We start from the raw sequence: 24,575 nt of genomic DNA, 5'->3' as shown, positions 1-24,575 counted from the left end.
AATGATCCCGTGAAAGTTCAGCCGGGAACATAGCAGTAATACAAATGCGAATCAATATCATCTGATTTGGATTATGGCTCTCATTTTAATTCACCTTTGTGGCTACTGATCTCGACTCGGGGCTCACCAGACCTTTCCGGTCCACCACCCGGACAGTGAAATACCATGAGCCCCGGCCAAGGCCGCGAAACCGGTAAGACGTCTCATCACTCTCCACACTTGCGGAGCGGCTGAGCTTTTCGGGCTTCTGGCCATACCGTATTTCGTAATAGTCAATTTCGCTGAGTGCGATGGATGTGCCGTCCATCCGGGTCAATGGTGCCGTCCAGGACAGGGTGACCACATTTTTTGAGGGCGGTGGGGGTCTGGATTCGGGCTCAGCTTCTACCTCTGCCTCGTCCTCGTAGGAGCGCTCCTCGTGGGAATCATCCTCCCGCGGAACATAGGCGGACACTTCCTGCTCCTGCTCCTGTTCTGGGGTATTTCTGTCGGACTCCTCGCGGCTGTCCCGTGATGGGCTCTTTACTGTGCCGGCGGTGGACAGGACCTGGCCGGTGACCATATCCGTGATCGACAGTTGCGCCACCGCAGAACCCTGATTTTCATAGTATTCCATGATGACGGAAACTCTCTGGCCGGCCTCCAGCACCGCAGTGTGTCGGAAGTTTTTGGCGCCATGATCCTTCCATTCATCAATCACCAGCTCATCAGCCAGAAAAAGCCTGACCCCATCATCGGTTCTTGCGTTAAACAGGTATTTGCGTTTCCCTTCCCGGTGGGGGGCGGTAAACAGACCGCTCCAGCGAACACTGAAACGGTCCACCGGCATTTCCGCAGCCGGCCCGCCGCGCCCCCAGCTGAAGTTGATGGCCGGGTCCGTCCTTGTCATAAGCGGCCGGCTGAAGCCGGTGCCTCTAAAGTACTCCCCGGTAAACCCCGAAAGGTAGTGAGGTGCGGCTTCCTCCGGAAATCCCCCGGTTGTATTCTCTTGCCCATGGGCAAAACTGGCCAGCAGGCTTCCGAGAAGCAACAGGCCTCTGGCGCTGGTGGTTTTTTTAAAAAGCATCTGATCTCCGCTGTTAGTGTCACGGGAGAGTCGTGCCGTTATTTTGCCTGACCTCAGCAGCCCGGCTGGCAGGACATGTGGAATTGCGCGTGCAAGGATATAACCATTCCGGGCTGGACAATATGTGAACGATTGCTACGGGTGGGGTTAAAGTGGCAAAAGCCAGAATGAGCAGGGCAGGTCATCGTTGGGCGTGATATCGAAGTGGCCAGCCTCCGAAAGCATCAGCCCTGCTGTGTCTCAACCTCACCTGAAGCAATCTGCCGCAGCGCCTGCACCAGGTATTCAGGCTCCTGGGCACCAGAGATCAGGTATTGCTGATCAATGATAAAGGCAGGCACGGAGGAGATGCCGGCCTGCTGGTACCGGGCTTCGTCTTTCCTCACCGCATCGGCGTAATCGTCAGAGTCCAGAACCTCTTTCGCCCTTGTGCCATCGAGTCCTGCGGATTCGACGTAGCGGACCAGCACTTCGTGATCAGAGATGTTCTCGGCGTGACCGAAATAGGCTTCGAAGAAAGCCTTCATCAGATCGGTTTCACGGCTCTGCTCCCCGGCCCATTTCAGCAGCCGGTGTGCATCGAAGGTATTGCAGGTGCGGCGCTCCTGCATCCGGGTGAAATCAAGTCCAAGATCTCTGGCAGCTTCCTGCATCCCGGCCTGAGCCTTTTCCATCTCGGCCTGAGTGCTGCCGTACTTTTCGGCCAGAGCCTCCAGAATCGGGCGGCCCTGAGCGGATTCGTCCGGGTTGAGTTCAAATGCATGCCATTCGATCCTGAAAGACAGCTCTCCAGCCAGCTCCTGCATGGCCTGTTCGAGACGGGCGAAACCAATGGCGCACCAGGGGCAGGCGATATCGGACACAATGTCGATCTGGAGAGTTTTCATGATTGTGGCTCCTGGAAAAGTGGGCAGCCTCAAGGTAAAGGGCTTTGCCGCCTTGGTGCAAGGAAAAGGCCTCATCCGCCAGTCACGTTCTCCGGTGTCAGCGCCATTGCTGGCCAAAACCAATACACTTGAGGCAGCGCACGTATAATGAAAGCCGAGCGGTCGGTCAGCTTCGACTGCCTGCTTTTTCATCGAACCACCGGGAGTAGTCTTTTGCTCATAAATGCCGATTTTACGCGCCCTGCCATGGTGGGACCCGATGAGTATGAATGGGTTGCCTCTCCGCAGGCTGGCGTGGAACGTGTGATGCTGCACCGCGTGGGGGAAGAAAAAGCCCGGGCGACCAGTATCGTGCGATACGCCCCCAATTCCTTTTTTCCCCGCCACCAGCACCCGGAAGGAGAAGAGATATTTGTAATGTCCGGGACCTTCTCCGACGAGGAAGGTGATTATCCGGCCGGCTGGTATGTCCGCAATCCCCCAGGTTCGTCTCACAAGCCCTCCAGTCAGGACGGCGCGACCATTTTTGTAAAGCTTCGCCAGATGACGGCCGAGGAAAGCCACCCGGTGCGCATCGATACCCGCGATCCATCCAGCTGGCAATTCGTTGACGGTCAGGAAGTCTGTCCGCTGTATTCCAGTGACAAGGAACAGGTCTGCCTGCAGCGGGTGGCTCCGGGGGCAAGCCTGGCTGGCGATCTGGCAGCCGGCGCTGAGCTGCTGGTGATCGACGGGACGGTCGTCGCTTATGGCCAGTCATATTCCCGCGGGGGCTGGATTCGCCTCCCCCCGGGCACATATCCCGGGATCGTCGCCGGCGCAGAGGGTGCCACTTTCTATCTGAAGACAGGGCACCTTGCCCACGCGGTTCCGGAGAAATAATCATGCAGACAGCGCAAGTTGCCATCGTCGGCGCGGGCCTCGCTGGCCTGTACGCGGCCTTCCTGCTTGAGCAGAAAGGCATCAGGGATTATGTGCTGCTTGAGGCCCGCGACATCCCCGGCGGCCGGATTGCCTCTACTTCTGCGGCCGGGCAATCGTCGTCTGAGTCAGTACCGGACAGTTTCGATCTGGGACCGGCATGGTTCTGGCCCGGATTTCAGCGCCAGATGGCCAGTCTCGTCGAGGCTCTGGGCCTGGAGAGTTTTGAGCAGTTCGAGACAGGGGAGATGATGCTGGACCGTTTACCCAGTGAGCCTCCCATGCGCATGCGGGGCTACGTGAACTCTCCGCCCTCGATGCGTCTGGCCGGGGGCATGAGCGCGCTGATCAATGCCCTTTACAGTCGCCTGGATGCAACGCGGATTTTCACCGGCCAGGCGGTGCGATCACTAAGCGCGACAGAAACCGGAGTCGAACTGGACAGTGAAGATGCCGAAGGCCGTGTCACCACCTGGCAGGCCGACCATGTGCTGCTGGCCATACCGCCGCGCCTCGCTGAAAGCGGGATCCGGTTTGCACCCGCCCTGCCATCAGCCCTCTCCAGCCAATGGCGGGAGACCGCCACCTGGATGGCGCCCCACGCCAAATATGTTGCCATCTATGACAGCCCTTTCTGGCGGGATCAGGGCCTGTCTGGGGCCGCACGCAGTGCGCTGGGGCCGCTGGGAGAGATACACGATGCCTCGATGCCCGGTGGCAGTGCCGCGCTGTTCGGTTTCTTCGGGGTTCCGGCGCATGTGCGCATGGGAGTACCTGAAGAAGAGCTTCGCGAACATTGTCGGGCTCAACTTGCACGTCTGTTTGGCCCGAAGGCGTTGACGCCCAGAGGTGAATTTATCAAAGACTGGGCCCGGGAACCCTATACATCCACGGCCGCCGACCAGCAGCCGGGTGTCCAGCATGCGGCAGCGCCAGCCGCGACGGCGGATGCCGGGCCATGGAGCAACCGTTTGACCGGCATTGCCAGCGAATGGGGGCCGCAGTTTCCGGGTTACCTGGCCGGGGCCATAGAAGCAGCGAGCCTTGGTGTCGCAGGACTGGTGTCCGGGAATAGCTGAACACTACACGTCTGGGCAAGATCCTGCTCAACCCGCTACTATTCGGAAGGCCCTGGGTCACCTGCGGTGCAGGAAACGGTAATCCCCGATTTTCAACGCCGTTAAAAATGGGGGATTATCTTCGGTCGGCACTGCATCAGCCGATGCAAAAAGTCGGTCAAAACCGACCTTCACGCACATATCCGCGCTTCTCTTCGTCCGGCTCTTTCAGCAGAATGAAATGTTCAATCAGCCGGATCATCAGCGTCTTCTGATCCGGCAGGCTTTCAGCCACCAGCAGCGCCAGCGCCACCAGGGTGTTGTCGTTGATGAGTTGTTCTACCGGCCGTGCCAGCAATGTCTGATTGCGACGCAGGTACCACAGAAACAGGAACGAACCACAACGCTTGTTGCCATCAGCCAGGGGGTGGTTCTTGATAACAAAGTACAGCAGGTGAGCTGCCCGGCTCGCCACATTGGGGTAGAAAAGTTCCTCCCCGAAGCCCTGTTCAATGGTAGCGAGGGCCGAGGTCAGGCCATCTCCGCGGAGCTGGCCAAACAGTTCCGTCGCTTCCCCTTTGTCCATCAGGATCTGTTTCAGTTCTCCAATGGCCGCCAGGGCTTCATCGATCTCCAGCGAGCGCATGTCAGGCTGTTTGATATCCACCTCGGCGAGCTGTTGCTCGTCATAGCCTTGAAGCAGGCTCCAGGAGCGGGCGTAATCGCTGATTACCTCCGCCACTGCCTCGCCTTCTCCAGAAACCAGGCCCTGGTTGGTGAGGGTGCGGCTTAATAGATCAAGCGCCTGCTGGAACTCGATGCCCTGTTCAGCCAGGCGTCGCTGGTTAAGGGTGTAGCCCTTAACCAGGTGGTCTTTAAGCACTTGGGTGGCCCACTGGCGAAATTGCGTGGCTCGTCTGGAACTGACCCGGTAACCAACGGAAATGATGGCATCCAGATTGTAGTGTTTGATGCGACGACGGACCTGACGCTGACCTTCCTGGCGAACTACCGAGAAATCCTCGGTAGTTGGTTCTTCCGCCAGCTCCTTCTCCTGATAAATATTCTTCAGGTGCAGACCAATGTTATCGGTGGAGCTGTCAAACAGGGCTGCCATCTGGCTTTGATTGAGCCAGACTGTTTCCCTGTCCAGTGCCACTTCAAGTTGCGCCTGGCCGTCATCCGAAGTGAAAATCCTGATTGGCTGATCTGGCACGACTGACTCCCTGTCCATCCATCAAAGGGGCGGTAGTATAGCGCGTTACGCATTCATCCTCTGGGCCTTGACTTCAGGAAGCTCCGGCAGGCGTAGTTGCACTCCTCGGTGTTCTGTTACCGGGCTCGCTCACTTCCCGGGAAATGGGGCAGCCGGTTTTCCCAAAAGGATCCCGAACATTATGCCTTGATGGTCAAACGCTGTTTTCCGGATTACGGCCGGCCACGGAATTTCCGCATGGACACCACGTTGTGGGGAAGCTCTTCGGCTTCATTCGATGAGGGAGCGAAGATGCGGACTTCTGCGTTTGACGTGTTTTTTGTCTTTGCCCTGTGCATCGGCTACACCCTTGTACGCCCAGGTTGGAAAGAAGGGTGAAAAGTTGAAGCCGACGCCCTTGGTCCGAAGTTTCTCTTCAAAAGCGCTGTAGCGTTCCCATCCCTGGTGCACCGCTTCCTCTGCCCCAACTGGGCGGAGGAATGGCAGAGTTAACAGCAGCAGGCTTGTGATTTCAGGTTTCAGGTTTCAGGTTTCATGGTTCAAGGCGCGATTCACAGGAAGCAGGGCTGATGTTCGGGCAGCTTTTGGCCGTCGCTGGCAGAGGTTATGAAGAACTCACTCTTGAGCCATGAGCTCTCAGCATCTGTGAACAGAATATCGACAATGAGTGGATCTCCCTCCGGGGTGTGGCCGCGTACCGTCATGCATTTCTGACCCTTGCCTGTTGCGATAAAAACAGGGTCAGCTGGCACTTCCCGGAACATTAGCGGATAGCGGAGCACGCTTTCAAAACGCTCCGGAGGCAACAGACCGCCTTTACCGTCTGGTGCTTCAAAGATCAACTTGCGGTTGGACGCGTCCCAGTGTTCCGCCAGCGTGGTAAGGCTTTCTTGCTGCCTGACCTGAGCCTGGACAAGGCCATGCTTCAGGACGTGCTGTCAAAAATAGCCCGGGAAAAGAGAAACTTCAGGAAAAGGTCGACAAAGCTCACGATAAGTTTGAGGAAAAAGTGCGTAAAGAAAATGCCAGGTTTGACCGGAGAAGGGCGAAGATTCTTGATCGGCGTTAACGGGCTTCGATGGCCGCCACTTGGCCCAGAGGCTCACCTCAACCCGCGGTGATTCCAACTTCCATGGCAATGCGTTCCCCGTCCACTGAATCGATTTCTTCGGGCTCCAGGACACGCACTCGGTCAGCTGCGATACCGGAATCCGAATCCGGAGCGGTCAGGGCGCCCTTTACCGCGGATGCGCGGGTGTTGGCGATGGCCTTGAGGTCAGCGTCCGTCACAGATTGTGCAGCAATTATCCGTTCGGCCAAGTGGTTGCGATATGACAGAGCGTCAAATCCGTTTTCGTCAGATGCCCCATCCTGTTTTTCGGAGAAACGCGCCTGGACTGCCTCAAGGTCAGCGTCCGGATAATAGGTGGTGAATATCGTCTCTACGATGCCCTGATTCGGCTCGGCCGTCAGGGCGGGGTCCTCCGCTTTGCGGCCCGCCTCAGCCAGTCGTTGCCGTAGGATGTCGATGGCTTTTTCTCGCTGCAGGGCCTGACCATCGAAAGTCCGGCTGAAGGGACCGGCGAGTTCCAGGGCCAGCGCCGGGCGCTGGTTGAGCGCTTCGCGGAGTTTGGCGACGCGTTCACGCTGTGGAGGCAGCAGGTCGGTGCGACCGGCCGGGAATTCAACCTTGCCAAGGTCCTCCGACTCAGCGCCGACGAGGCTTGCCAGAAAACTGAACGGCGCCTTGATGACAGACGTAATGGCGCTTCCCACTGCTTGACGGATGACCTGGCTCACGTCGAATTCCGGGTCGCCAACATTCCCGCTTACCGGCAGGTCCAGATTGATAACCCCGTCGCTATCCTTGAGCAGGGCTACGGCGAGGTTGAGCGGCAGGTCCATTGCGTCGCTGGAGGCCATCTTTTCGCCGAGTTTCAGATCGCGAAGCACCAGGTTGTTGCGTCCCTTGAGTTGTTTGTCCGTGATTGTGTAGTCGAGGTCCAGATCCATGGTGCCCCCTGCGATTTTGCGGCCCGCGAAGTCCACGGTGTAGGGAGAGTATTCCGGGATCTGAAGATTGCGGAAGGTCAGTTTCAGATTGGTCGCGCGCCTGGGGTGCCAGGCGTCGATGGCGCCTTCAATGCGTGCCAAGGCGTACTCCGCGACCTGGCCTTCAAGCTCCACGCGCGCCGGTTCGGCCGAGGTGGAGCTCAAGGTCGATATTTCTCCATTCAATGAGTGGATGCTCGTTGAGAAGGGCAGCGGCAGTGAGCGATCTGCAAACCGCAGAGCGCCGTCCGTCAGCTCAATACCCTCAATGGATATACCGAAAGGGGTTGCCGCTTCATTCGAGCCGTCCTCGCGTGCGCCATCTCCATCCTTGCCGTTGGCCGCAGGCCTGGCGAGCACCAGTCCGAAGTTGGTGCTCCGGTCCTCGTGGATGACGATTCGGCCGGAGAGACCCTTAATTTTGATGGGGTCGGTCTCAAGTTTCCGTTCTTTGAGGCGTAGATGGATCTGTTCGGTGTGAAGGCGTTGCCACCCGATGAGGGATTCGTCATTGGGTCCCTCACTGATGCTAAGCCTGTCGATGCCGGCGGAGCCCTGGAACGCAAAGGGCTGCTGTGCATCTGCATGAACCCGGCCGCTCACATTCAGCGTCCCGCTACCGAGCCGCACGTCCGCGAACTGTCGCAGGTAGGGTTCGCCCTGTTTCAGTGCCAGCCCATCGAGACCGACCTTGCCCTCCAGGGCAGGGGTCGGTAAAAGTCCAAACCTGCCATCGAATGTGAGCTTACCGCCGTCCGCGACCTGCCCCTCCAGATGCACCGGGAAGTTCGTGCCTTTTTGCAGTGAAAAGTCTTTTATGGATAGCCCGACATTCTGCAACGCGAGCGACACCCGCTTCGGTTTATCGGCGTCAGCGGCCATCGGTTCCTGCAGGTTGTCAACGAAGCGCACATTGCCGGCCTGAACGCGCAGATCGTCGATTCGCAGTGCAGGCAGAGGCGTAGGTTCATCCTCGGCCCGGGCCTTGTCGGGCGAGTCGGGGGCGAGCCGGGAAAGGCGCGTTTTGCCAGAGAGGAAGCGTTCCTCCTGAATGAGCAACTTGTCGAAACGGACTGTTTCGAAGGTCCAGGCTCTGTTGACCAGGCTCGACCAGGAGAGATCGATGAATAGCCGTTCCCAGCCGAGCAGTTGTCGTTTGTCGATGTCGTCAAGTGCGACCCCATCGATCTGGAGCGTCAGCGTGAAGGGGTTGGAGTCTACCGCTTCGATGCGCAGTTCGCGCCCAAAGTCTTCCTGGGCGGCATTCACTGCGACGTACTGGAGGATCCAGGGCACGGCGAAAAAGCCCAGCAAGGTGTAAACAATGACCAAAAGGAGTAGCCAGAACCGAATCCGGCGCGGGGAAATCCATCGTGTTCGCACATAGCCGCCGAACTGGCGGAGTGAGCCGCTGGGCATAAGACCATCCCTGGTGGAGTGAGCCATACTTGTCAGTGTAAGCCTGGTTGTGGCCAGCGTCACTTCCTGACTTTTCTGCTGCCTGGGAGAGAAAAACCGTCCCGCAGCCGACCTGAGTTGATGATTGCGGTGAGGGTGCAAACGCGCAAGAACCATCAGGGGGCACCTGGTTCGCGCCCGATGTCAGGGATTTTTGACGTACATGACGTTCTTGTCGCGAACACTGATCTCAAACAATTCACTGGCCCGGATCAGGTCACTCAACTTTTTGTATCCGTAGTTCACCGGCGAGAAAGAGCTGTTGTTGGAAATGTACTGGCCAACCCGACCCAGGTGCGCCCAACCATCATCATCGGCAGTTTGCTCCACCGCAGTGCGTAAAGTGCGAACCAGAACGGAATCTCCGCGCAACTGATTACGATCCCATTTCGAATCCGACGACGGTTTTGGGCTTCCTCCGTTGCCGGCGTTTACCTGTTCATCACTGTCTTCACGAAGATTTTCAGTGTAGATGAACTGAGAGCAGGCGTTGACGAAAGGCAGCGGTGTTTTACGCTCTCCAAAACCGAAGACCGGAAGGCCAGCCTCAAGAATGCGCATCACCAGGGGCGTAAAGTCGCTGTCACTGGTCATCAGGGCAAAGGCGTCGACGTTTCTGCTGTACAGCAAATCCATGGCATCAATGATCATGGAGGCGTCTGTGGCGTTCTTTCCGCTAGTATAGGCGAACTGCTGAACGGGTCGAATGGCATTATTATGTAGCTTCTCGATCCAGCCACCCAGTTGCGGGCCGTTCCAGTTTCCGTGGGCGTGACGAACGTTTACGGCGCCGTATTTGGCGAGCTCCTGGAGCACGCCTTCAATCGACTGGTGGCTGACGTTGTCGCAGTCAATCAGGAGGGCGATTTTGTAGTTGTTGTTCATTTTCCCTCGATATTCCTGTTCATGGGAGACCGCCAGAACCTTATCTCACATCTGTCGGAGATTAGTTGAACACTACACGTTTGGGCAAGATCCTGCTCAATCAGCTACTATTTTGGGGGGCCCGTGGATGCCGGAGGTCTGGTGGGCCTGTTTATAGGTGAATTCGCCTTTTTCGACCTGGTCTACAACAGCTAATTTAAAGCCCGGGTTGTAATCACGCTGCGTGCGTTTCTTGCGGGCGGGAGTAGAGTTGTCCATCTGCGTAATCTCCAGATGACAACGTATTTCAGGACGGGACAAATTAAATAAAAAAGGGCCCGTTGCTGGGCCCTTTTTTATTTGGAAATATTAGCTACCGGTTGCCCGAAGATGCTGTACGTTGAACATCTGTACAGGAGATAGTTCAGGGTCCACCTGTCCCTTGAACTGGCCGGTGGTGCAATGGCTTGCCTGCACATCAATCATGCTGAAGCTGTCATCAATGGAGACTCCAGTGCCCCTGTTTTTGGGCAGATGGTGATCCGGATGAGCCTGACCGATGGTGAAGGTTTTCCAGAGACTTTCCTTGCGGTCATAGGCCACTGTTCTCGGGATGGTGAACGTCTGGGCGTCCATATAATGTACGCGTCTGGACAGCGGGTGGCTGTCATCCACCGGCACGGCCTCTACTTCATAGACTTTTCGCAACTGCCAGGTAATGTCCGGGAAGCAGCCGCCCTGACCACTGAACGCAACCACCTGATAGCCGTCGTCGTCACTATGGGTTTCCTTGTCCAGGGTCAGGTCGTTATGGTTGTAGAAGGGCATGAGCATGTAGCGCGTGCCTTTATAGTTCCAGTTCATATCCGATATGCGGCCGTTGTAACCCTCGAAGTCTTCGATCATCAGATCGGAGCCCAGGAAAGCATCAGTCACCTGACCCGTTGCAAGACGGCGGACCCGGCGCTGGAAGCCAAGGTAAAGCCAGGAATTGTCCCGTTTCAGATCGTCCGCTGCCCGGTGGATGAGCAACTGCGTATTCCGGACATCGTCTGGCTGGAGTACCTGGACGTAAATTGCTCGGAAAAGCTCTGCGGGATTCGGTTGTATTTCCGGTGTGGGTTCGTGATTGACCCGCCCTATGTAGTTCAGGAAGTGAAAGTTGAACTTGATGGTGCGTTCGACCTTCCCTGAATCCATATTGCGGTACTTCCAGTAGAAGGGGTAAATGGCGGCGCTGTCACCCCAGTTATACCCATACTTGTAGTTCCAGGCGAGACGCTCGCCCGTCCGGGGATCCTCTTCCCGCGGGGCTTCAGGGAAGGGTCTTCCTGCCTTCCAGTTTTTGATTTCACCCACCTTGTCTCCCAGCACAACCTGGCCCATTCCTGCCCGGCTCGCCTCAACATAATTCGGATGCAGATCAAAAGATGTGGTTTCACCAACCACGATGGACGTCCAGCCTTTTTCTATGAAGCCGTAATAGGCCGGATCAATGATCTCCTTGAACTGCTCAACGTTCGACTGGTTAATGACCATGTTGGTGGCAAGGCCGTCATAACTTGGCACGCCATCTCGATAGGGATAGAAAGAATCCCGGATAACATGTTCGTCCGCCAGTGTACCGAAAGCCAGGGCGCTCGCGAGGGCGCCGATAGCGAAGCGGTTACGCCTGGAAAATGAGGTGTTTCTTTTGATATTCATGATATCTCCCCTGGATTAAAAGCTATAGCGAACGGTGAGTTGAATTTCGTCTTCTTCCTGAGCCATGCCAATTGGCCCGGAACGGAAGCGGCCCAGCGGCTCATAACCCTCAAGCCCGGCGGATCTGGCTGGTTCCTGACCCGGGAAAGCGGCTGTGAAGGGGTCAAATGGATTGCATGTCCGGCAATCATCAAATTCTCTGGCGCCTTCACCGACCTTGAAATTGGCCACTGCAGTAACCTTGAAGCTGTCACTGACGAGCCATTCAATGCCCGGCGCAATGGCAGTTGCTTCCGCCTTGCCATCATGGGCTGCGAGAATCTGGGGGCTCAGGCGATCGTTCATCCACCAGCCTTTGATCAGCAGAGTTGCAATCCAGTTAGTTTCCCAATCCGGTATGCCTGCCGTCCCGAGCTCGCGCTCTTCACGCTCGTGTTCATGGATGTGCTGACCGAAAAGCTGACCGGAGAAAAGGAAAGCGCGACGTTCATTAAGGAGGGGGATGAAGATATTTTTATCGGCACCGACTACCGCCCGACTTACGTTTGACTCTGAGAAAAGTCGATCCTCAAGGGTATTGGCGAATTCCTCGCCTTCGGTATGGGCGTATTCGACACGAAATACGGTATCAATCCCTTGCGAATAATAGTCCACAGAACCGCCGAGCAAGTTGACCCGGGGGAAGTGAATATCGAAGGCAATCAGGCCTGGCCAGGGGCGGACTTCACCGGTAAATGGATTCTGGGCCGGGATGCCACCACGCAGGGAAGGCAGGTGCGAGCGATAGGTTAACGCATTCAGGGAGAAGCCAAAGTCACGATAAAGGCCCTCGAGTTTGAATCCCAGCTGGGTATTCGACAGGCTCCAGCTGGGCATATCCGCTTCCCGGATACCAATTTGCCCCGGGCCGAAATCAGTTGCGACTACTCCGTTGGCAAAGTTGGAAACCGTGCCGCCCTCTTCCCAGAGGGTATTCATGCCACGGAAGAAACAGCCAGCATCCAGGATCACATTGGGTTGCCCGCACTGACCGATATCGTGGGGGCGGAATTTGTCGAAATTCCAGACTACGGAGAAATTCAGGTCATCAAATACCAGACCTTCGAACACCTCGGTTGGACCCATTCTGTAATCGCTCTTCAGGATCCACATTGGGATTCGTACGTCTTCAAGCTCGGCGTAAATATTATTACGGGAGTAATCGACAGGATTGATGACGTCCAGAACCCGGAACAGGTCAGTCCGCCCCCAGATTACCTGTTGTTTGCCCAAACGGGTGCTGAGCACGTTTCCATTGTCGAAGTTGTAATCGAAATCGAGATAGAGCTCACGAATATAGTCGGCCCGGTCATTAACTTCCTGAAAACGAAGCTCATTGGTGGTTTTATCAAGATAGCCGTCGATACAGCCCCGGCTGTCCACGTCACAGGGACGGACGGGAACACCGAATGAAACCCCTCCATCCACGTCGTGCAGATTTTCACCAAGAACAATCATGCCTTCATTGGGGTGATTGCTTGTATCAAAAGAAAACGGCAGATTCAGGCCATTGCCATGGGCAACAGTGGCATCCGGCCCAGCCACACGATTTTCCAGTCGTATTGCGCCACCTGCATCCCGACCGAATTCGTCCTTATTTAAATCATAAACGCCGTCATAAGTTCCCCGGAGTACCGCGTTCCAGGAAACATTGCTGAAAATCCCGGCGTCCCCAAGCTTTTTCTCCGCTTCCAGTTGCAGCGTGTTACGGAACTTTGACAGGCCCCGGTCATCCCGGAAGAATGTCGCATTCTCCAGTGAGCCATTCAGTCGGAAACTGTCGTCGGTAAAGGGACCCATCAGACGGTCTCTGAGATCCTCCTCGGCGATGGCTCCCGTTGCCGGGCCCAAAACCAGACTGGCGCCCCAGGCAAGGCTGTAACACCAGATTTTTAGGCCTTTTGTTTTTGTTTGCATGGCAAGATCCTCGTACATCACAGGTTTTATCGAAATTCCAGGAGAAAGCCCGTTACGGCTTTCCTGGCACGAAGCCATAATCCGTTTGCCCGGAGGCGGGGGACGATGGAGGTGGTGCTTGGTTGGGGCGGTGGGAGTGCAGAATTCCGTCTTCGTCTGCGTACACGTCAGTGACGAAGCGGGGCTTGAAGACCAGAACCCAGGAGGGCACCAGCAGCATGGCTGCCAGTCCGTTGATCACGATCATTACGCAAAGCAACAGGGCGGCATCAGCCTGGAACCTGAGATCTGAGAAAATGACCCACATGATGATGCCTGCCATCAGCGTCAGGGCGGTAAAACTGATGGCCATGCCGGTGGTGGATATTGCACGCCGAACGGCATCACGGAGGTTGCCGAACCGGGCCATTTCTTCCCGTATCCGGTCCATCATGTAAATGGAATAGTCGATGCCGACACCAATGCCGACGGCAATGACCGGCACGGTATTGATGTCGATACTCAGACCGCTTAGCCCCATGTAGCCGTAGGTAAGGGTGGTAGCAAACAGCATGGCCATCAGCATCATCAGGCCTGCATGCCAGGAGGTATAAAACAGCATGACGAAGGTGAAAATCAGCAGGAACACCAGCGGCAGCACAATGACGTTGGTTTCAAAGGCGGACTCGTTCATGGCGGCAGCAACACCGAGGGTACCGCCGGCCAGTCGGATGGTCAGGCCTTCGACATTGTCGCCATTCTGTTCAATCCATTGCTTGGCCATGTGGATCGCCCGACGGATGGTTTCACCCTGGCGGTCCTTGTAGTAGAAAACCAGGTTCGCGATGCGGTCGTCGGTGTCATTGAATTCATCAAGGGCGCCTGGAATCGGGCTTGATGCCATATAGGTAAACATCAGGCCACCCACGTACCTGGCATCGTGGGGAATCTGGTACCAGCGGGGGTCGTCGTTATGCATCAGGCGGTTAACCTGTTTAACCAGGTCTGGCAGGCCTTTACTGCCTCCCACCTCCGGATCCTGAAGCATGTGGGACTGGAGGTCCGACAGGGCAGTCAGCACTTCCGGCCGCTTTAACCCACCTTTTTCGTCTGTTTCCGCAACAATGTAGAGCTCCTCCGAGCCGGGAAAGCGGTCATTTACGATGCGGGAGGAGATGTTGTAATCGTGCTCCGGGTACAGGATGGGCGATCCTGGCTCGGAGTCACCCACCTGTACGTTGGACGCCGCCAGCAGTCCCGCCAGCATGGCAAGACCCCCTAAACCCAGGACCACCTTTGCAGCGCCGGGGCGGGCGACTGTGCGGGAGCAACTGGCTGCAATATGCCGTAAAGCGGTCTCGCGAATTTCCGGATTTTTTGGTGTCGGCAGAATGGACAGCAGCAGGGGCACGCCAATCAACACGGTGAATACCACGGTTATGGCCCACAGAGACGCGTAGATGCCCAGGTGTGTATTCAGTGGTATGGACCCGATTGCAATCAGGGAAAGGCCTATGGCATCTGACACCACGCCCAGGGAACCGGGGCGGAACAGACTGTCGAAAGTGGCTTTTGCGGCCTCGGGCCCGCTCCCCCTCTCCAGGGTTTCTGCGTAGTAGCGTTCCACCAGTTGTACGCCATGGCTCATGGCCCTCGCTGCAATCAGAAAAGGGATAACCAGACCAAGGGGGTCCAGGTTGTAACCCAGAAGACTTATGATTCCGAGCCCCCAGATAGTGGAGACCAATACGCCGCCGAGCGGAATGAGAACGCCGTAAGCCTTGCGGAAGTGAAATATGAGCAGCGCAAGCATGGTAACGACGGTGAAGATGAAGATCTGGAGAATCTGCTCCATGTAGGTATAGGCCCATCCCACCAGGACAGGCTGCCCAGTTGCATACACTGTAACGCCGGGGCCTGCCACGTCAGCACGCAATTGCTGCAACTGGGCGAAGGTTTCTTCGTAGTCCAGCATGCCTTCAATCAGCTGTGCCTTCACCAGAGCCATTTTGAAATCGGGTGAAACAAGGGGACCATAAACTAGGGGGTTGGCGGCAACGTTGGCACGGATCTCATCCAGCGCACCCTGGGAATACTCCACCCGGGTCGAGTCATAGTAGGGCTCGGAGTTGATGCTCCCCACTTCGGTTAGCCAGATCTCGCGGGCGTTACGGTGGGTCACGCTTGCAACCAGGTTGTGGTTTACCCCGGGCAGGTTGTCCACGGCCTGGGTGACACGGTCGATGGTGGCCAGATTCTCGTTGGTGAAAATATCTCCCTGTTCAAACTCGACACCGACCACCAGAACGTTGGCGCCACCAAAGGTGTCCTTGATGCTGTTGTGCAGTTCAATGTATGGGTGTTGCTGCGGCAGGAGGTCGGCAAAATCTGTGTAGATTTTCAGCCCCGGGATACGCAGCGCGAATACGAGCGTCAGAATGGCAATAAGACTCAGCACTTTTCGGGGATTGTTGAAAATCCACAGCTCCAGCAAATGCAGGAGATGGGTAAAACGATTCAGTCCGGGCATGGCGGAGTTCCTCACTCTTTACCGGCCGAGAGGGCCACGGGAAGTTCAAGGTTGAGCAGAAGACCACGACCACCGGCGGCAAGCAGCTCGTGGTTGGGTAATAACAGCCCGCTGCGCAGATAAAGTGGTTGATCCGAAGTGGAAATCTTCCGCCAGGACTGATCTGTCAGTTGCAGGACGGTTGCGTTATCTGCAAGGGCGTACAGCCCGGAAGGGCCGGGAACAAAGCCGAAAATCGGAGCGCTGATGCCGGTTGCGGTCCTCTGCCAGCTCTCCCCGCTATCGGTGGTGTGATAGATGAACCCGTTGAGCCCCCCAACCCAGCCTTCATCAACCGACCGGAAGTAGCTCGTATGGGCGTAGAACTCATCAGGCAGATAGCCGGCATAATCCCAGTTCGCACCAGCATCCCGGGTTCTGAGCACAAGACCGTATTCACCGGTGGCGAAGGCGTTATCAGAATCGAGAAACTGAAGGTTATTGAGAATGGCGTCTTCGTTAAGGGAGGTTTCGCTCCAGCTAGCACCCTGGTCGGCGCTGTGCTGAATGGTGGTGAAGCTGCCAGCTGCCCACCAGCCGCCATCCGGAGAGCAGGCCGCGGTCATCATCTGTTCCTGGCTGGGAAGGGGGTGGGCAGTCCAGTTTTCTGCCTCTGTATTGCTGTGCCAGATCTCGTTGTTGAACGTTAGCGCGATAAAACTGTTGTCAGGGCACACATCCAGCGCGAGGAAGCTCTCCGAGGTGGGCGTCTTTCGGCTCCAGCTCCTGCCGTTGTCGGCACTGACCAGTACAACGCCATTGTTGCCGGAAAGGACAATAACCTCCTCGTTGCGGGCCATGGCCTGGTAAAAGTCTGTTCTTTTGACAGCCAGCTTTGAGTGCTCCTGAACCGCCTGAAGATCCAGGGGGGCCTCACAGCCGGTCAGAAGGAGGAAAGGCACTCCTGCTAACGATAGGGCGGTGCGCCATTTGCGCAAAGGGGCATTTTGCATTTTATGTCACCGTCTTTGTTTTTGTGTGTAACGCGACTGACAGTGACTAAGCAACCGTTGTGCCATGGGCAGCGTCATGATCGAAATGGGTTTTTAACCTTTTGAAAGTAAAATAAAATTAATAGCCAGGAAGAGTTTTTGCCAAGCCTGGGCAGTTAAGCGGAAAGGTTGATTTTCATCAAATGAGAAAGTCGAAAAAGCAGTTGCTGATTTCATGAAATGCGATGACGGCAACCAGACATCCCTGTCAGTGGCGGGATTGCCAGACTTTGTGGAAGACTTTCAGGGCGATGAATTAGAGCGGATTAGCGACTGGTGTCGTTTCGGCCGGGAAACAGCCAGAACGAAAACCACCGGGTCATACGCGGCATGAGAACGTAGCTCATCAGAAGCATGACGAAAACTGTGACAATCAGCGTCCGGAGCAACAGGGGCAACGTGGCCAGCAGGTCACCAAACAGGACAAAAATGAGGGTTACGGCCGGATAAAGCGCGAGCCAGCTGACAATTGTCATTTTGTATTTGGGAGGTGGCTTAACCGGGTTCTGACCAGGCAGGGTAAACCAGGTGACAATGCCAGAGGTCACTTCCCGTTCGCTGGGCTCAACCAGCAGACTCTCGATCTGCCTGAGCAGTTCCCGCCGCTCTTCGGACTCTTCCCACGCCGCCAGTGTTTCCCGATCCTGAAATCTGAAGACAATGCGATATTCCGGATCCTCAGGAGCTGAAGGTCGGAAAAGTGTGGCGCCAAGATAACCGGGGAACCCCGCGGCGCGCTCCGTCATATCGCTGCTTAGCCGCTCAAAGGCCGCGCCCTCGCCCTTCCTTACCCGTCTTGAAACGACCACGGTCACGGGTTGGCTGGATAGCTGGTTCATTTTGATCGTCCTTTCTCCATGATTCCTCGCAAATAACCCCTTGCTGAAAAAGCCCGCGGAAGCGGGCCAGCGGGACTTCGACGCTGGGCGGTTGCAACACCTATGCCACGGAATCTATGTTTCTGAATATAAGGGGAATTTAGGGGCAGACATATAGTTTTGAGGTGTCGAGAAGTAGCCTGGAGGGGAGTGTTTATCAAATGATCAAACGGGAAAAGGGGTGTTGATGCTATGAAACAGAGGGTAAAGGGGGGGGCAGACGTCCCTGTCCATGGCGGGCTTTCAGGATTCCGCGAGAATGCCGGATTTCTTGAGCCTGTAAGCAAGCGCAGGACGGGTCAGGCCCAGTATACGCGCTGCCCCTGATACGTTCTGGTTGGCTTCGTCCATGGCGCGGCGCATCAGTGTTTCTTCAACGTATTCGAGGCTGATGCCATTTCCCAGTATCTGGGTTGCCCAGTCACCGCTGGACATATCTCCCGCATCCTCAACGACCTGGCCGTGCTCGTCTACTACACTCTGGTGCTGGTCTGACTGGGGCTCAGCTATGCCGGCAAAGAGAGATTCGCGGCTGATGGACTCATTGTTGTCGGTCAGGATCACACCCCGCTCGATCACATTTTCCAGTTCCCGGATATTGCCTGGCCAGTGATAGTGGAGACAGAGCTCAAGGGCCTTGTCCGAAAGGCCAAGAGTGCGTTTGTTGTACTCCGAGTGGAATTTTTTCAGAAAGTGCTCGGCCAGTAACGGCAGGTCTTCCAGTCGATCGCGCAGGGGCGGAATTTTTACCGGAAACACATTCAGCCGGTAAAAAAGATCGGCCCGGAAACGACCCTCTTCCACCGCTTTCTCCAGGCTCTCGTTGGTTGCGGCGATGACCCTTACGTCAACTGACCGGGTGCGGTTGTCACCGACGCGCTCAAGCTCCCCTTCCTGCAGAACCCGCAGCAGCGTGGCCTGGGCACGGGGAATGAGTTCCACTACTTCGTCGAGAAAGATGGTTCCAGTAGTGGCTCGTTCGAAACGTCCGGGCCGTGACTGGCTGGCACCTGTGTAAGCGCCTTTCTCCACCCCGAACAGTTCGGCCTCGATCAGGTCCGGAGGTATGGCCGCACAGTTGACCGCAATAAATGGCTGTTCGGCCCGCTCACTGCGAAGGTGAACGCTACGTGCAATCACTTCCTTGCCTACCCCGGTCTCGCCCAGTAACAGCACTGACACCTTACCCATGGCCGCCTTGTCGATCATCCTGCAGACCCTGTTGTAGGAAGCAGACTGACCTATGCCGTAATACTGTCCCTGCTGTTTCTCCAGGCTGCTGCGCAATGAGCTGACCTGGCTCTGGAGGTCGTATAACTCTTCGATAATTGGGTCAGCCTTGAAGTACTGGGTAAACTCGGCCGCATCTTCCCACTCCTCGGCCGGTTTACCCACAATCATGCACTTCTCGTCGCCGCAACCACGGCAGCTGACTTCGCGGAAGATAATTTCCCGCCCCATAAAGGAAGATGTAAAGGCACAGGCATACCCCAGCAGTGACCAGCAGGCCGGCTCGTCCATCTGGCCCAGCTCTGTCTGGCATATCTCAACTTCAAAAGAATCGATCCATTCCAGCTCGCCATAAAAACCGCCTGACTCCTGGTTTATATCGATCTCAATGGGAACAACCTTGACCATGCCCTTGACCGAGTGCAGTTGTGGGCCAGCGAGAAAAATGTCGAGTTCACTGCAATGGGGGCGAAGCTTTCGGGCCAGTTCCGCATCCTTCAGTCCGGATTGGTAACCCAGGCGCAGGAAAAAGCCTTTGGCTCGCTCGATGCCCATGGTGTTGACCATTTCACGGCGGAAGGCTGCCATGGCACTGACCTGCATAAGGAGCATGCGCTGTTCCCCGAACCAGATTTTGCCCTCCGTGCTCAGGAAACGGATCTGCTTCGTAAGATCCAGACAGTCCACACTTTGCAATTGTGGTTTATAGGTGATGGCCATACTCGGGAGCGCCTTTTGTTGTTTTTATGGGGTCGCATGCGGAAGGGGTAATCCAGAGCAAAGGCGACCGCTTGCTGCCTCTTGTCATATAACACCCTATCCCTGTCAAAAATCAATCAAATGATAAAATCCGGTTGAAAGCCCTGTCGAGCCCGATGAGCTGAGCATTTGCTCAGTTCAGGGTTTCAGGTTGATCAAATGATCAAAAACTGCCCCTGCCTTATCCCCCCCAATCAATCATCTGGCCCACCAAAATTTGTAATGAGCTGAAAAAATAAACTGAAAAACAAGAGCCTGTGTCTTTCCTGAAGGTGATTTACGAAGCCTGGCACAACCGTTGCTCATGCCATGGTGACTGATAACAGAACCCGAGGGAGCCAACAATGACCAACCAGGCGAAAAGCTTCGACGAGATGCCCAGATACATCCGGGTGCGGAGTGGGCCAGAAGACAGGTTTGTAGAGTTCGATTTTGCCATTGGTCATCCCGAACTGTTTGTCGAGCTGGTTCTTCCCCGTGATGCCTTCGAGATTTTCTGCAAACACAACAATGTGATCCATATGAATTCCGAAATGATCCGCGAGATTGATGCAGACATGATCAAGTGGCGCTTTGGGGAAAAAGGTCGCCGCTAAACCTCATCAGGCCAATCATTCACTCACAGCAACAAGACGGTAAGTTGATATGAGCATCGAGATTAAAACCAATTCGGTGGAGCCCATCCGCCACACGTACGGCCACATCGCCCGTCGCTTTGGCGACAAGCCAGCCTCCCGTTATCAGGAAGCCAGCTACGACCTTGAGGCCAAGACCAACTTTCACTATCGCCCGTTGTGGGATTCGAAGCACACGCTGAATGACCCGACCCGCACGGCTGTCCAAATGGAAGACTGGTATGCGGTGACTGACCCCCGCCAGTTCTATTACGGCGCCTATGTAGGCAACCGCGCCAAAATGCAGGAATCAGCGGAAACCAGCTTCGGGTTCTGTGACAAGCGCAACCTCCTGACCCGGTTACCCGAATCCACCCAGAAGCAGTTGCTTAGGCTATTGGTGCCTCTGCGCCACGTAGAGCTGGGCGCCAATATGAACAACAGCAAGATTGCTGGTGATGTTAATGCCACGACCGTTTCGCAGATGCACATCTACCAGGCCATGGATCGTCTGGGCATGGGCCAGTACCTGTCACGTATTGCGCTGATGCTTGATGGCAGTACTGGTACCGGTCTGGACGAGTCCAAAGGTTACTGGATGGACGACGAGCTGTGGCAGCCCATGCGCAAACTGGTTGAAGACACTCTCGTGGTGGACGACTGGTTCGAACTGACCGTGATTCAAAACATTCTGATTGACGGCCTGATGTACCCGCTGGTTTACGAAAAAATAGATCAGTGGCTGGGGGAGAATGGCGCTGAAGATGTGTCCATGCTGACCGAATTCATGCGGGACTGGTACAAGGAATCCCTGCGCTGGACCAACGCCATGATGAAAACCGTGGTGGGTGAAAGTGAAGCCAATGCAAAACTGATCCAGTCCTGGGTCGATCAGTGGGAGCCGCAGGCTTACAAAGCTCTCACGCCACTGGCCGAAGCCACTATCGGCACGGAAGCCCTTGATGAAACGCGGGGCCAGCTTACTGCGCGCCTCAAAAAATTCGGCCTGCAGCAGAGCCAGGGAGTAGCCGCATGAGCCAACTCGTATTTATTGCCTTTCAGGACAACGACAACGCCCGTTACCTCGTGGAGGCCATCCAGGAAGATAACCCCAGAGCCGAAGTACAGCACCAGCCCGCGATGATCCGCATCCAGGCGGAAAAACGTCTGGTGATCAATCGGGAAACGATGGAAGAGAAGCTTGGTCGCGAATGGGATGTTCAGGAAATGCTCGTTGACGTGATCAGTATCGGCGGCAACGTCGACGAAGATGACGACCACTTCATTCTTGAATGGAACTAATTGGGAGAAACACCATGGCTACAAAAAACAAAAAGCTTAATCTGAAAGACAGATACCAGTACCTGACGCGGGATATGGCCTGGGAACCAACCTACCAGGACAAGAAAGATATTTTTCCGGATGAAGACTTTGAAGGTATCAAGATTACCGACTGGTCGCAGTGGGAAGACCCCTTCCGTCTGACCATGGATGCCTACTGGAAGTACCAGGCTGAAAAAGAGAAAAAGCTTTATGCCATTTTCGATGCCTTTGCCCAGAACAATGGCCACCAGAATATCTCGGATGCCCGATATGTAAACGCTCTGAAGCTGTTCCTGAGTGGTGTATCTCCGCTTGAGCATGCGGCTTTCCAGGGCTACGCCAAGGTTGGCCGTCAGTTCAGCGGCGCGGGGGCCAGGGTCGCCTGCCAGATGCAGGCCATTGATGAGTTGCGTCATTCCCAGACCCAGCAGCACGCCATGAGCCATTACAACAAGCACTTCAATGGCCTGCACGATGCCGCGTATATGCATGACCGGGTATGGTTCCTGTCTGTGCCCAAGTCGTTCTTTGACGATGCCCGCTCGGCTGGTCCGTTCGAGTTCCTGACCGCCATCTCGTTCTCCTTCGAGTACGTGCTGACCAATCTGCTGTTCGTGCCTTTCATGTCAGGCGCCGCCTATAACGGTGACATGGCTACCGTCACCTTCGGCTTCTCGGCCCAGTCCGACGAAGCCCGTCACATGACCCTGGGCCTTGAGGTGATCAAGTTCATCCTCGAGCAGCACGAAGACAATGTGCCCATCGTTCAGCGCTGGATCGACAAGTGGTTCTGGCGCGGTTTCCGCCTGCTTAGCCTGGTGGGAATGATGATGGACTACATGCTTCCGAAAAAGGTGATGTCCTGGTCCGAGGCCTGGGAGATGTATTACGAGCAGAACGGAGGTGCACTGTTCAAGGACCTTGAGCGCTATGGCATTCGCCCGCCCAAGTATCAGGACGTGGCCAATGATGCCAAGCACCATATCAGTCACCAGATCTGGTCGACGTTCTACCAGTACAGCCACGCTACCAACTTCCATACCTGGACCCCGGAGGAGGAAGAAATGAAGTGGCTGTCGGAGAAGTATCCAGACACCTTCGACAAATACTACCGCCCGCGGTTTGAGCACTGGGCCCAGGAGCATGAGGAAGGCCGTCGTTTCTACAACAACACGCTGCCGCAGCTCTGCCAGGTCTGTCAGATTCCGACCATCTTCACCGAGAAAGAAGATCCGACCAGGTTCAGTCATCGCCAGACTGTTTATGAAGGCGAGCGCTACCATCTCTGTTCCGATGGCTGCTACGACATCTTCATGCATGAGCCGGAGAAGTACGTGCAGGCCTGGTTGCCGGTACACCAGATCTACCAGGGCAACTGCGAAGGTGCGGATGTCGAGACAGTGGTGCAGAAGTACTATCACATCAATATCGGCGAGGACAATCTGGAATACCTCGGGTCCCCTGACCACAAGCGCTGGCTGGCCATCAAGGGGAAGCCCCCTTACGTCAAGCCCACAGGTGCCAAAGACGACGCGGCCTGATCCGGGAGGTGCCCGGTGTCTTCAGGCACCGGGCGTTTCACCCACAAAAACAACGAGGTGATCATCGTGAGTGTAAACGCTTTATACGACTACAAGTTTGAGCCCAGAGACAAGGTCGAGAATTTCAATGGCATGCAGCTGCTGTATGTCTACTGGCCCCATCATCTGATGTTCTGTTCACCCTTTGCACTACTGGTGGATCCGGACATGACGTTTGGCGACTTTATTGACGAAGTACTCAAACCAGCGACGGCCCCCCATCCGGATGCTGCAAAGGCGGATTTCCTGAAGGCTGAATGGCAACTGAATGATGCACCATTCACGCCCGATGCCAGGGCCAGCCTGAAAGGCAGTGGCATTGATCACAAGAGCATGCTGACGGTCACGACAAAAGGCCTTGATGGCTTGGCCGACGCCGCATTCTGAGGGTAGCGCTATGAGCCACACCGTTACTATCGAGCCAATTGGCGAACAGATTGAAGTGGAGGATGGCCAGACCATTCTTGCGGCTGCCCTGCGTCAGGGCGTCTGGCTACCTTTCGCCTGCGGACATGGCACCTGTGCCACCTGCAAGGTTCAGGTCATAGAGGGCGATGTTGAAATTGGCGACGCGTCACCTTTTGCCCTGATGGATGTTGAGCGGGATGAAGGCAAGGTACTCGCATGCTGCGCAACCGTCGAAAGCGACGTCACCATCGAGGCGGATATCGACGTCGACGAAGACTTCGAGGGCTACCCGGTTGAGGACTATACCGCGAGCGTCACCGAGATCGTCGAGTTATCTCCAACCATCAAGGGTATCCATCTCAAACTGGACCGCCCGATGACCTTCCAGTCGGGCCAGTACATCAATATCGACCTGCCGGGTGTTGATGGTGCCAGGGCCTTCTCGCTGGCCAACCCGCCCCACAGGGCCGACGAAGTGGAGCTTCATGTGCGCCTGGTGGAGGGAGGCGCTGCAACCACCTATATCCACGAGGAACTGAAAGTGGGCGAGAAGCTGCATCTTTCCGGTCCCTACGGTCAGTTCTTCGTTCGCAGTTCCCAGCCGGGTAACCTGATTTTCATTGCTGGCGGCTCGGGACTTTCCAGCCCCCAGTCGATGATCCTCGACCTGCTGGAGCAGGGAGATGATCGCCAGATCACCCTCTTCCAGGGCGCCCGTAACCTGACTGAGCTCTACAACCGGGAGCTGTTCGAGGCTCTGGCCAGGGACAACGACAACTTCACCTATGTGCCGGCACTCAGCCAGGTCGACGAAGACGGCGACTGGCAGGGGTTCAGGGGGTACGTGCATGACGCAGCCAAAGAGCATTTCGGTGGTCGCTTCTCCGAGCACAAGGCCTATCTGTGTGGTCCGCCGCCGATGATCGATGCAGCGATTACAGCATTGATGCAGGGCCGGTTGTTCGAACGGGACATCTTCATGGAGAAATTCCTGACGGCGGCAGACGGTGCTGATGAGACCCAGCGCTCGGCCCTGTTCAAGAAAATATAACCGGGAGAAG

General features: G+C 55.9%; 19 protein-coding genes and 1 pseudogene. 8 read left to right on the top strand and 12 right to left on the bottom strand.

Annotation, left to right across the window (positions count from 1 at the left end; genetic code table 11):
- Positions 1 to 85 precede the first annotated feature (85 nt).
- Positions 86 to 1,066, bottom strand: a complete 981-nt coding sequence (locus tag LG327_RS01180; protein WP_404364935.1) for a PA14 domain-containing protein — start codon at positions 1,064 to 1,066, stop codon at positions 86 to 88.
- Between the two features lie 224 nt (positions 1,067 to 1,290).
- Entirely contained in the window at positions 1,291 to 1,953 is a 663-nt protein-coding gene (locus LG327_RS01175; RefSeq protein WP_404364933.1) for a DsbA family oxidoreductase, read from the bottom strand.
- A gap of 213 nt (positions 1,954 to 2,166) precedes the next feature.
- On the opposite strand from LG327_RS01175, the gene LG327_RS01170 reads away from it, so the two are divergent.
- Both LG327_RS01170 and LG327_RS01165 read left to right on the top strand, forming a co-directional pair.
- Positions 2,167 to 2,835, top strand: a complete 669-nt coding sequence (locus LG327_RS01170) for a cupin domain-containing protein (RefSeq protein WP_404364931.1) — start codon at positions 2,167 to 2,169, stop codon at positions 2,833 to 2,835.
- 2 nt (positions 2,836 to 2,837) lie between these two features.
- Positions 2,838 to 3,953 carry a flavin monoamine oxidase family protein gene (locus LG327_RS01165; protein WP_404364930.1) on the top strand — a complete coding sequence of 372 codons (1,116 nt, stop codon included), beginning with the start codon at positions 2,838 to 2,840 and terminating at the stop codon, positions 3,951 to 3,953.
- A gap of 157 nt (positions 3,954 to 4,110) precedes the next feature.
- Here the strand turns inward: LG327_RS01165 and rhuM are convergent, their stop codons facing one another.
- The 10 genes and pseudogenes from rhuM to LG327_RS01115 form a co-directional block, all read right to left on the bottom strand.
- On the bottom strand, positions 4,111 to 5,148 hold the full coding sequence (rhuM, locus tag LG327_RS01160; protein ID WP_404364928.1) for a RhuM family protein: 1,038 nt from the start codon (positions 5,146 to 5,148) through the stop codon (positions 4,111 to 4,113).
- A 1,107-nt stretch (positions 5,149 to 6,255) separates the two neighbouring features.
- Positions 6,256 to 8,775, bottom strand: coding sequence for a DUF748 domain-containing protein (locus tag LG327_RS01155; RefSeq protein ID WP_404364926.1), 2,520 nt, complete (start codon positions 8,773 to 8,775; stop codon positions 6,256 to 6,258).
- Between the two features lie 27 nt (positions 8,776 to 8,802).
- Positions 8,803 to 9,543 (bottom strand): NYN domain-containing protein, encoded by a 741-nt coding sequence (locus LG327_RS01150; RefSeq protein ID WP_404364924.1) that lies wholly within the window; start codon positions 9,541 to 9,543, stop codon positions 8,803 to 8,805.
- Positions 9,544 to 9,663: 120 nt separating this feature from the next.
- Positions 9,664 to 9,801 (bottom strand): annotated as a pseudogene (locus LG327_RS01145) (IS3 family transposase); the annotation flags it as partial.
- Between the two features lie 90 nt (positions 9,802 to 9,891).
- The gene (locus tag LG327_RS01140) at positions 9,892 to 11,226 is read right to left on the bottom strand and encodes a DUF1329 domain-containing protein (protein ID WP_404364922.1); all 1,335 of its coding nucleotides are present in this window, start codon (positions 11,224 to 11,226) and stop codon (positions 9,892 to 9,894) included.
- Between the two features lie 15 nt (positions 11,227 to 11,241).
- On the bottom strand, positions 11,242 to 13,182 hold the full coding sequence (locus tag LG327_RS01135) for a DUF1302 family protein (protein ID WP_404364920.1): 1,941 nt from the start codon (positions 13,180 to 13,182) through the stop codon (positions 11,242 to 11,244).
- Between the two features lie 52 nt (positions 13,183 to 13,234).
- Positions 13,235 to 15,691 (bottom strand): RND family transporter, encoded by a 2,457-nt coding sequence (locus LG327_RS01130; protein WP_404364918.1) that lies wholly within the window; start codon positions 15,689 to 15,691, stop codon positions 13,235 to 13,237.
- A gap of 11 nt (positions 15,692 to 15,702) precedes the next feature.
- Positions 15,703 to 16,683 carry a WD40/YVTN/BNR-like repeat-containing protein gene (locus LG327_RS01125; protein WP_404364916.1) on the bottom strand — a complete coding sequence of 327 codons (981 nt, stop codon included), beginning with the start codon at positions 16,681 to 16,683 and terminating at the stop codon, positions 15,703 to 15,705.
- 305 nt (positions 16,684 to 16,988) lie between these two features.
- Entirely contained in the window at positions 16,989 to 17,561 is a 573-nt protein-coding gene (locus LG327_RS01120) for an antibiotic biosynthesis monooxygenase (RefSeq protein ID WP_404364914.1), read from the bottom strand.
- Positions 17,562 to 17,843: 282 nt separating this feature from the next.
- A complete protein-coding gene (locus LG327_RS01115; RefSeq protein WP_404364912.1) occupies positions 17,844 to 19,550 on the bottom strand; it encodes a sigma 54-interacting transcriptional regulator in 1,707 nt (568 codons plus the stop codon).
- A 383-nt stretch (positions 19,551 to 19,933) separates the two neighbouring features.
- Between LG327_RS01115 and LG327_RS01110 the strand changes: the two genes are divergently transcribed.
- Genes LG327_RS01110 through LG327_RS01085 form a run of 6 tightly spaced genes read left to right on the top strand, consistent with a single transcriptional unit; the run spans position 19,934 to position 24,565 of the window.
- The gene (locus LG327_RS01110; RefSeq protein WP_404364910.1) at positions 19,934 to 20,185 is read left to right on the top strand and encodes a phenol hydroxylase subunit; all 252 of its coding nucleotides are present in this window, start codon (positions 19,934 to 19,936) and stop codon (positions 20,183 to 20,185) included.
- 49 nt (positions 20,186 to 20,234) lie between these two features.
- Positions 20,235 to 21,239 (top strand): aromatic/alkene monooxygenase hydroxylase subunit beta, encoded by a 1,005-nt coding sequence (locus LG327_RS01105; RefSeq protein ID WP_404364908.1) that lies wholly within the window; start codon positions 20,235 to 20,237, stop codon positions 21,237 to 21,239.
- A complete protein-coding gene (locus LG327_RS01100; RefSeq protein ID WP_135954373.1) occupies positions 21,236 to 21,505 on the top strand; it encodes an MmoB/DmpM family protein in 270 nt (89 codons plus the stop codon). Before LG327_RS01105 ends, LG327_RS01100 begins: the two co-directional genes overlap by 4 nt.
- Positions 21,506 to 21,519: 14 nt before the next feature.
- A complete protein-coding gene (locus tag LG327_RS01095) occupies positions 21,520 to 23,067 on the top strand; it encodes an aromatic/alkene/methane monooxygenase hydroxylase/oxygenase subunit alpha (RefSeq protein WP_404364906.1) in 1,548 nt (515 codons plus the stop codon).
- Positions 23,068 to 23,082: 15 nt separating this feature from the next.
- Entirely contained in the window at positions 23,083 to 23,493 is a 411-nt protein-coding gene (locus LG327_RS01090) for a phenol hydroxylase subunit P4 (protein WP_404364904.1), read from the top strand.
- Between the two features lie 10 nt (positions 23,494 to 23,503).
- Positions 23,504 to 24,565 (top strand): NADH:ubiquinone reductase (Na(+)-transporting) subunit F, encoded by a 1,062-nt coding sequence (locus LG327_RS01085; protein ID WP_404364902.1) that lies wholly within the window; start codon positions 23,504 to 23,506, stop codon positions 24,563 to 24,565.
- The last annotated feature ends 10 nt before the right edge of the window (positions 24,566 to 24,575 follow it).

It is taken from the genome of Marinobacter sp. (genome assembly GCF_044799475.1).
In the GTDB taxonomy this organism is placed as follows: Bacteria; Pseudomonadota; Gammaproteobacteria; order Pseudomonadales; family Oleiphilaceae; genus Marinobacter.
Note: the sequence above shows the minus strand (reverse complement) of the source record. Positions and strands in the feature narration are given on the sequence as shown.